Below are 7,646 nucleotides of genomic sequence, written 5' to 3'. Positions count from 1 at the left end.
GCCGGAGCGAATGCGCGGTCCGGCCCTCCGGGTCACTACGGCTGTTGCTGCTGCTCGTCGGTGTCAGGAAGTGCTCGGGGTGACCCATTCGACGAGCTGGACGACGACTCCGTTGGGGTCGGTCAGCTGGAACAGCCGCTCGCCCCAGGGCTCTTCGCGCAGCGGCATCGTGATCGGTGCGCCGGCGGCGCGCAGGCGGGCTTCCTCCGCCGCGAGGTCGGTGACGGTCAGCGCCAGGATCAGGCCGGCGGCCTGCTGCTCGCGCTGCTCGGGCGGGAGGACCTCGGTGCCCCGGGCGAGCAGCACGATGTCGACGGCCGCGTCCTCGCGGGTGAGTGAGGCGAAGCCGTCGGCGGCCATGGCCACCTGGTAGTCGAGGTGGGTGGTGAGGAAGGCCAGGGAGGCGTCCACGTCGGCGACGGTGAGGGAGAGGGTGGAGGCAGAGACGTTCACGGTGGCTCCTCGGCAGCTCGGCACTTCGGTACGGCACGCCACCGCAAATAACTTCAACGGGGCGATTTTTACGACGGACGTAACTTTACGCAGGCCCGGGTGGGTGCGTCAAGGATATTTTTGCGTCGAGGGTAAGATTCGCTCATGGGTACCGAGGGCATGGGACTCCGCGAGTCCAAGAAGCAGGAGACCAGGCAGCTGATCTCCGACCACGCCACCCGCCTCTTCATCGAGCAGGGCTTCGAGCAGACGACCATCGCCGAGATCGCCACGGCTGCCCGCGTCGCCAAGAAGACGGTCACCAACTACTTCCCGCGGAAGGAGGACATGGCCCTCGACCATCACGAGGAGTTCACCGCGACGCTGGCCCGCGCGGTCGCCGGCCGGGCCGCCGGTGAGTCGGCGCTCGCCGTGCTGCGTCGGGAGTTCGCCGCAGCGGTCGAGCGGTGCGACCCCGTCGCCGGCTTCGCCGGTCCGGAGTTCGCCCGCATGATCGCCGACAGTCCCACCCTGACCGCCCGGCTGCGCGAACTGCACGACCGGCGCGAGGAGGCCCTCGCCGAGGCCCTCGCGGCAGCCGCCCCCGCCGACTCGCCGACCATCGCGCCCCGGGCCGCCGCGGCGCTCCTCGGAGCCGCCCACCGTCTGCTGTTCCAGCGCATCCAGGAGCTCACCCTCGCCGGGGAGTCCAACGACCGCATCGCGGCCACGGTGGCCCCGGAGGCCACGTACACCTTCGATCTCCTCGAAGCGGGCCTCGTCGCGTCCGCCGGCCTGGCCTGAACGAGGCTGAACCGCACTGCATGAGAAGCGAATCGAGACGGCGAAGCAGGCCATGTCTTCGCCGCCCTCGCCGAGTCCGTCCGCAAGTCCGATCGCCATCACCTGGGGCACCCGTGAGGGCTTGGGCGCCCCGGGCCCGGGGCCGGGAAGTGGGCCGACCCTCTCGTGGTCAACGCAGGCATCGTCCGTGCCGCCCGCACTCTGACCTGCACCTATCGGGTGAAATCAACCCTTTGGGGATGGTACAGAGCCTTCGGTGTGGATAGCGTCGCAATGGTGGCGGTGGCTTGGCGCCAGCCTGGCCGTGCCACGAGTCGGCCCTCCGTCGGCACCACAACGGCGGGGTCGCTGACCGGCCGGACGTACGGGGCCTCCTGCGCCGATGGGCCGCGCTGCTCCCGGCCTCCTGTGCGGCGTCCGGTGATGCCGCCGCAAACCGACGTTTCCCGAGAGAGATGAGGACGCGCAGTGAGCGAGTTGACCGGTGCCGAGGTTGAAGCCCTGTTCGCGAAGATCGACACAGACGGGGACGGAGAGATCCGCCTGCGGGAGCTGAGGGACTACGGACAGGCCAACGACGCCTCCATCCAGGGCGTCAGGCTCGCCGACTTCGTCCGCGGCGCCGACACGGACGGCGATCGGCGGATCACCCTCGCCGAATTCAGGTCGTACTTCGCCTGACGGGCCACGGCGCAGGCGCCCTCCAGGTCTCGGCACGGAACGCCATGAGGTTCGAGCCGGTGTGCGGGACGGACCCCTGCGCGACGCTCGTCACACGGCCGGGACCGTGACTGTCCTCTCCGCTGATCGGCGTTGCCGACGGATCGTGGACGCGATCATGGGGCGGGGCCGGGAGGGTCGGCATGGACGCGCGCCTGGTACATGCACCTCGCCGGCTCCATGCTCCGGCACAACGTCGAAGGGCCCCACCGCGAACGGTGGGGCCCTTCAACGTATTGCCCGGTGAGAGCAATGGCGGAGGATACGAGATTCGAACTCGTGAGGGGTTGCCCCCAACACGCTTTCCAAGTCTGCTGGCCCTGGTCAAGGACTTGTTCAGGGCCGTTCACCTGTGTTCATGCAGGACCTGCGGACTGTCGGCGCCATGCGTTTGGCCGGTGCCGAACGGTGCTGTACGTCAGTGAATGAGACGGAAACTGAGACGGCCAAGCGGCCCGGTCTCGCGGGGCTGTCGTTAACGTCAGAGCGCCGGTCCCATCCAGACCGCAAACCATATGCTCGGGCCATGGATGCTCTCTGGGTGGCGCTGGTCGCCGCCGGCGCGGCGATCATAGCCAGCGCCACTACTGGCTGGTTCACAACTCGTGCAGCACAAGCGCAGGCAAAGACCAACCTGCTGGTCCAGCAGGAGCAACTCCGTTACGCCCAGGGAGAGGCAAGGCATCAGCAACGTCGACAGGCTTACGCGACGTTCATCAAGGCGGTCGGTACGGTCCAAACTAAGGTGGCTGATCTGACGTCAGTCGCTCACGACGCAGAAGCGTTCGAGGAGATTCTGCCAGGGGCTCGCGAGGATCGAGCCTGCCTAATGAGTGCGACTCATGAGGCGTTTCTCGAAGGGCCAGCTCACGTGGGCGAAAGAGTTCGCGAACTTTACAACGCGGTAGACCGATACTGGGCCGCCGTGATGAGGATGCGCGACGCCCACCGCACTGATGACACCACCCAGGCAAGCGACTGCCGAGCCAGGGTCATCTCATGTCGCAACGCGCTCGGGCCCCTCCGGATCGCCTTTGTTGAGGCGGCGCAAGGTGCCCTGAACCCTGGTGAAGCCACAGCCGCTCAGATGCCTAGCCTTGGCAGCGCCAGCACGTAGCTATGCGCATCGATGACACCTGGCTTATGTGTTCGGGCTTCTACTGGCGAGACCTGAGAGCCAGTTTTCCGGAGCGCAGAAAGTCCGGCCGAGTGATGCTCGGCCGGACTTGGTGCTTATCGTGGCCTGGGTACTGCCTCCCGCTCTGAGCGATCCCTAGCTCCCACAGTCAGTGGCGCCTCTGGACGGCTTAGGACGTGAACCGGGCGCTGCGCCAGCCATCCCGAGAGGCGGTGAGCGGGCGCTTCTGTTCGCACGTGAGTGAACCCGAGACGTTCGTAGTAGGAGTGCAGTCCCGTGTTCGTGCGCCAGGTGTCGATGCGCACCCAGTCCCGCCCTTCCACTGCAGCTAGACGAGACGTCCAGTCCACGATGCGCTCGCCAAGCCGCCGGCCTGCCGCGCGGCGGCTGACAATCAGCTTGTAGAGGTAGAGCGCCGATTCTGGGTGGTCATCGTCCATCCAGAAGTCCCGATCGACAGGACCACGGCTCACGGTTGCAAGAACGGCGCCAGCGTCACCCTCAACGACCCAGGCGCGCCCCTCGTCAATCGAGGCACGCCACTTGGAAATCGCCTTGGTCCCAGTCTCGGGATCGCTCCACTGATCAGTGCCCTTGGTTCCGAGCCAAGACTCGGCCTCGGTCCGCAGCGCCATCAGAGCCGGTACGTCCTCCGCCCTCGCGGGGCGGAGGAACTCAGTCGGTGTCGACTTCATAGAGGATCTTGTGCCTGTCTCCGGGGAGAATGGTGACCATGCAACGCAGCGGCTTGCCGTCTGCGTCATAGCCCGTGCGGGTGTGCTCCGCTACTGGCGTTGCCGCGGGCAGCGCCAGCAGCTCGGCTTCCTGTTTCGTCGGCATGCGAACCGCGATCTCGTCCTTGTACTTGGCCTGGATCAAGCCCACCGACGCGAGCACCCCGCCAGGAGCCGAGACGTCGCGCGGCTCCATCAGGAGAGTGCCCGCAACCAGCTCCTGAGGGAAGTACGAGTCCGCCAACGCGTACGGACGATTGTCGACGTACCGGATCCGCTTCCGGGCGACTGCCAAGCCGCCATCCGGCAGGGCGAGGGAGTCGCGCACGTGCTTTGGCGGCACGACGATGGACACCGTGATCTCTTGCCGTGGCGCCTTGCCCTCTTGAGCTACGGCACTGGCCCACTGGTCCCCAGCCGTTTTGCCCTCGGCCGAGTTCTCGTGTCGGCTGCGGCTCTCTAGCGTCGACCAGTTCCACACCACGGGCGGGTAGTCCTCGCGGACGTACTTGCCCTGCCCCTGCCCGGTGACGACCAGCCCCTCATCGACGAGCACGCGCACGCCGGCGCGGATCGTCTCGCGGCTGTATCCGTATTCCGCCATCATCTTCGATTCGCTGGGCAGCGGGTCGCCAGGGGTCAGCGCCCCCCTCGCGATCTGATCCCGCAGATCAGCGGCAATCTCCTGAGCCTTCGTCATGCCACGTCGCACGATGCCCTTTCCAACGTCGAACCAACTCCTCCGTACAAGTTAGACCAGGGGGCTTGACTCGCCAACCCTGCATCTACAAACTGATGGCACGTCACTCCTCCAGACAAGCTGGACGGGGTGTCAGGTACGTAGCTATGCACGTCAGTTCGGGAGTGCGCGTCGGTCGTCGAGTTGTCGACTGATTCGCCCCGAGCGCTTGGGTCGACTTGAGAACTGAACAGAGGGCGCACCGCAACCCGCACCTGGGGAGAGCGGCCGTCAGAACGACATCCGACTCCGCAGCCCCCGATGGGCTGCGGCCGGTTGCCTCCCCTGCCCGTCCGGGCCCCGTTCGCGGGGTGTCCGTACGGGCGGGGTGGAGGGGAGCCGGAGGAGATTCCCCTGGTTTCAACGGCGGGACCCCCCGGTGGTGGAACACCGGGGGGTCGTTTCGGGCCGTTCCTGGATGAGAGGAACACACCCTATGAAGTCCATCGCTGCACTTCAGGCCGTTGTTACGGCCACCCCGTCCGTCGGTGAGCCGACGGACGCGGAGCTGGACGCGATCGAGACCGAGATTCCGCTGATCCTGGCGGAGGTCGACCTGCTCGACGCGCAGATCATGACCATCGACCGCCCGGTCACCGAGCTGGACACCCAGCGCCTGCGCCGGGCCCGCAACCGGGTGATGGCGGCCCGCCGGGACCTGGCCAACCGCGTCGGCGTCGCACTGTCGGGCGGTGCGGCATGAGCGCGACCGGCAAGCCGCTGAGCAGGCTCCAGAAGATCGTGCTGGGTGCCGCGTTCGTGCCGATGCTCGCCACGGGCGGCGCCGGCGGGTACGGCACCTACAGCAACATCAAGGCCGCGTTCGGGGCAGGGACGGCGGTGGGGGCGGTCGCGGCTGGTGAGGGTGCGACCGCCGTCCTGGCGATCGTGCTGCTCGGCCTGACGCTGCTGGGGCAGTCCTCGCCGAAGCTGATCCGGGCGGGCCTGTGGGCCCTGCCTGCAGCCGCGTCCGCGATGTCCGTCACCGCCGCGAAGAGTCCGGGCGAGATGGTCATCTACGCGATCACCCCGATGGGCATGACCGCATCGGCCGAGGGCGCCGCGTTCCTCGCCCGCCGGATCGTGGTCTACCGCGACGGCCGCGACGCCGAGGCCGAAGCCCATGCGGCCGCGATCGTCCAGGCCCTGGCCTACCACCGGGCCCGCGCCGCGAACCACCCCGATGAGAAGGTCCGGGGAAGGTCCGAGCGGACGTCGTGGAAGTTGGCGCGGAAGGTCGGCGCCGGAGACATCGCGTTGGGCGATCGGCTGCTCGATGTCCAGCGGCAGCGGGTCACCGCCGGAGCCGATGCGGCCCTGGCCGCGATGTTCGGAGCCACCATCGTCGCCCCGAACATCACGTCAGGTGCCGACGTCCCGGTGGTCGAACTGGACGTAGACCGGTCGACCCGATCAATCGACTCCGCAAATGCGCAGGAATCCACACAGAACATGATGGAACGGTCTACCTCTGACCTGCCCGTACCCGCCCTCGCACCGGCCCCGACCGAACCCAGCCCGGACGACCTGTTCAAGCGGGAGGAGCCCGCACCGGGTGCGGCGGAGAAGTCGACCGGACGGGCGTCGGTGATGGCGGCGGACAAGCCCGTACGCCGTCGGGCGACCGGTCGCGTCCCGCAGGTCGCCCGATCGGTCCAGCCACGCCGCACGAAGGAGGAACTGCTCTCCGAGGCGCGGCAGTTGACCGAGTCGTGGTCGGTGGATCAGTTGACCGCCGACGGTATCCGCAAGGCCCTGCGAACGTCGCCGGAGAAGGGCCGTTGGCTGCGCGACACCCTCAAGGGCGAACGTGGTGAAGCGGCATGAGTGCTGTCCCCGTCTACCGCTGGCGTCTTGCGCCTGAGGGGCTGGCGACGTTCCGGCAGCTTCGCGCTTTGGGGCTGCGGCCGGCCGGTCAGCCGGTGGTGGCCCAGCTCGAACGGCCCCGCCGCCGACGCGGCCCGCTGGTCGCCTTCCTCTATCGGATCGACCTGGCCCGCCCGGTCCGGCCCATGACGCCCGCACGGTGGGCGGCCCTGGAGCGGGCGAACGCGGCCCGGCGGGTCTGCCCCGAGTGCGGGCGGGACGCCGGATACCGCATCCCCGCCTCGCTCGGCACGTGCAGCCCCTGTGCCTATCCCGAGGCTGCGGCGGCCTGAGCCGTTAGGCGCTGGCGGCCTCCCCGATTGTTTCGACGATCCGCGCGATCCACTTCCGCACCTGATGCCACCGGTTGCAGTACCGGCGCGAGCGCCACCAAGACCGGTACACGAGCTGTCGCCCGCACCACTTGCACGGCCTCGTACGCCTCTGCTGAGCCCCCATGGCCCGTGACTGTAGCGGCCCCTACTGACCTGGGAGAACCCATGTCGAACCTCCCCGAACCCTCCAGCGTGATCCGGCTCCCGGACGGTACCTACGCCTACGCCGACCACCTCCCCGCCGTCCAGCCGACCGCCCCGCAGGTGGTCCATCAGCACATCCACCAGGCGCCGCCGGACCGCACCGTCCAGCGGATCGCGCTCGGCTCCGGGATCGGCGCCGGCACCGTCGCCTCCGGGGTCTACTTCGGCCCCCTGCTCGTCGGCGCGCTCACCGCGATCGCCGCCAACCTCGCTCTCCTCGCGTTCCTCGCCGCCGTCCTCGCCTGGGGCGTCGTGTCCGTCGTGAAGTCGGTCGGCGGCCCGGACGGCAAGGCCGCCGCGAAGACCCTCGCCAAGACTCGCAAGCGCCGTCGCTGACGACTGCCCGATCCGCCCGTCGACGTACGGGCGGTGAGGGGAGTCGGGACAGCCCCGGCACCAGAAGGGACCGCGTCATGACCAGCAAGAAGAACGCCGAGTACGACCCCAAGCACCCCCCGCTCACCACCGGCGAAAAGGCCAAGTTCGCCTGGTACGTCGGCCGCATGGCCAAGCGGGGAGTCGCGGGCGAGACCGTCTACCAGGGCGACCTGGAGAAGAAGGTCGACCGCCTCCTCGACGGCGCCCGCGAACGCGCCGAGAAGAACGCCACCAAGAAGTAGCTGTGCCCCGGGGCGGCCGACAGCCGCCAAGCATCCCGACCGCCCCGGGCCCTT

Annotated in this window: 11 protein-coding genes; 8 read left to right on the top strand and 3 right to left on the bottom strand. The window is 68.4% G+C overall.

The window, feature by feature from the left end; genetic code table 11:
* Positions 1-63: 63 nt before the first annotated feature.
* The gene (locus tag IE311_RS29210) at positions 64-453 is read right to left on the bottom strand and encodes a VOC family protein (RefSeq protein ID WP_189834831.1); all 390 of its coding nucleotides are present in this window, start codon (positions 451-453) and stop codon (positions 64-66) included.
* A gap of 144 nt (positions 454-597) precedes the next feature.
* Here IE311_RS29210 and IE311_RS29205 point away from each other — a divergent pair, with 144 nt between their 5' ends.
* The 3 genes from IE311_RS29205 to IE311_RS29195 all read left to right on the top strand — a co-directional run bounded on the left by IE311_RS29205 (position 598) and on the right by IE311_RS29195 (position 3,073).
* Complete coding sequence (locus IE311_RS29205) at positions 598-1,236, top strand: TetR/AcrR family transcriptional regulator (protein WP_373313999.1); 639 nt, start codon at positions 598-600, stop codon at positions 1,234-1,236.
* Positions 1,237-1,704: 468 nt separating this feature from the next.
* A complete protein-coding gene (locus tag IE311_RS29200) occupies positions 1,705-1,917 on the top strand; it encodes an EF-hand domain-containing protein (protein WP_189834830.1) in 213 nt (70 codons plus the stop codon).
* 565 nt (positions 1,918-2,482) lie between these two features.
* Positions 2,483-3,073, top strand: a complete 591-nt coding sequence (locus tag IE311_RS29195) for a hypothetical protein (RefSeq protein ID WP_189834829.1) — start codon at positions 2,483-2,485, stop codon at positions 3,071-3,073.
* A 116-nt stretch (positions 3,074-3,189) separates the two neighbouring features.
* On the opposite strand, the gene IE311_RS37390 is transcribed toward IE311_RS29195, so the two are convergent.
* The gene (locus IE311_RS37390) at positions 3,190-3,729 is read right to left on the bottom strand and encodes a GNAT family N-acetyltransferase (protein ID WP_373314002.1); all 540 of its coding nucleotides are present in this window, start codon (positions 3,727-3,729) and stop codon (positions 3,190-3,192) included.
* Between the two features lie 40 nt (positions 3,730-3,769).
* Positions 3,770-4,528 (bottom strand): GntR family transcriptional regulator, encoded by a 759-nt coding sequence (locus IE311_RS29190; protein ID WP_189834828.1) that lies wholly within the window; start codon positions 4,526-4,528, stop codon positions 3,770-3,772.
* A 475-nt stretch (positions 4,529-5,003) separates the two neighbouring features.
* Between IE311_RS29190 and IE311_RS29185 the strand changes: the two genes are divergently transcribed.
* The 5 genes from IE311_RS29185 (at position 5,004) to IE311_RS29165 (ending at position 7,592) form a co-directional block, all read left to right on the top strand.
* A complete protein-coding gene (locus IE311_RS29185) occupies positions 5,004-5,270 on the top strand; it encodes a DUF6284 family protein (protein WP_189834827.1) in 267 nt (88 codons plus the stop codon).
* On the top strand, positions 5,267-6,394 hold the full coding sequence (locus tag IE311_RS29180; protein ID WP_189834826.1) for a conjugal transfer protein: 1,128 nt from the start codon (positions 5,267-5,269) through the stop codon (positions 6,392-6,394). Before IE311_RS29185 ends, IE311_RS29180 begins: the two co-directional genes overlap by 4 nt.
* Positions 6,391-6,726 carry an RRQRL motif-containing zinc-binding protein gene (locus IE311_RS29175; protein ID WP_189834825.1) on the top strand — a complete coding sequence of 112 codons (336 nt, stop codon included), beginning with the start codon at positions 6,391-6,393 and terminating at the stop codon, positions 6,724-6,726. The genes IE311_RS29180 and IE311_RS29175 overlap by 4 nt, the downstream gene beginning before the upstream one ends.
* A 207-nt stretch (positions 6,727-6,933) precedes the next feature.
* Entirely contained in the window at positions 6,934-7,308 is a 375-nt protein-coding gene (locus IE311_RS29170) for a DUF6251 family protein (protein WP_189834824.1), read from the top strand.
* A 77-nt stretch (positions 7,309-7,385) separates the two neighbouring features.
* Positions 7,386-7,592 carry a DUF6257 family protein gene (locus IE311_RS29165; protein ID WP_189834823.1) on the top strand — a complete coding sequence of 69 codons (207 nt, stop codon included), beginning with the start codon at positions 7,386-7,388 and terminating at the stop codon, positions 7,590-7,592.
* The last annotated feature ends 54 nt before the right edge of the window (positions 7,593-7,646 follow it).

The sequence above is a fragment of the Streptomyces zaomyceticus genome (assembly GCF_014656215.1).
In the GTDB taxonomy this organism is placed as follows: domain Bacteria; phylum Actinomycetota; class Actinomycetes; order Streptomycetales; family Streptomycetaceae; genus Streptomyces; species Streptomyces zaomyceticus.
The sequence above is the reverse complement of the archived record's forward strand: the minus strand, read 5'-3'. Positions and strand labels throughout refer to the sequence as shown.

Bases quoted from the DNA above. Each gene is read 5' to 3' on its own strand.
- IE311_RS29185 (WP_189834827.1), top strand. From the start codon at position 5,004: ATGAAGTCCATCGCTGCACTTCAGGCCGTTGTTACGGCCACCCCGTCC.
- IE311_RS29170 (WP_189834824.1), top strand. From the start codon at position 6,934: ATGTCGAACCTCCCCGAACCCTCCAGCGTGATCCGGCTCCCGGACGGT.
- IE311_RS29175 (WP_189834825.1), top strand. From the start codon at position 6,391: ATGAGTGCTGTCCCCGTCTACCGCTGGCGTCTTGCGCCTGAGGGGCTG.
- IE311_RS29190 (WP_189834828.1), bottom strand. From the start codon at position 4,528: ATGACGAAGGCTCAGGAGATTGCCGCTGATCTGCGGGATCAGATCGCG.
- IE311_RS37390 (WP_373314002.1), bottom strand. From the start codon at position 3,729: ATGGCGCTGCGGACCGAGGCCGAGTCTTGGCTCGGAACCAAGGGCACT.
- IE311_RS29195 (WP_189834829.1), top strand. From the start codon at position 2,483: ATGGATGCTCTCTGGGTGGCGCTGGTCGCCGCCGGCGCGGCGATCATA.
- IE311_RS29165 (WP_189834823.1), top strand. From the start codon at position 7,386: ATGACCAGCAAGAAGAACGCCGAGTACGACCCCAAGCACCCCCCGCTC.
- IE311_RS29205 (WP_373313999.1), top strand. From the start codon at position 598: ATGGGTACCGAGGGCATGGGACTCCGCGAGTCCAAGAAGCAGGAGACC.
- IE311_RS29180 (WP_189834826.1), top strand. From the start codon at position 5,267: ATGAGCGCGACCGGCAAGCCGCTGAGCAGGCTCCAGAAGATCGTGCTG.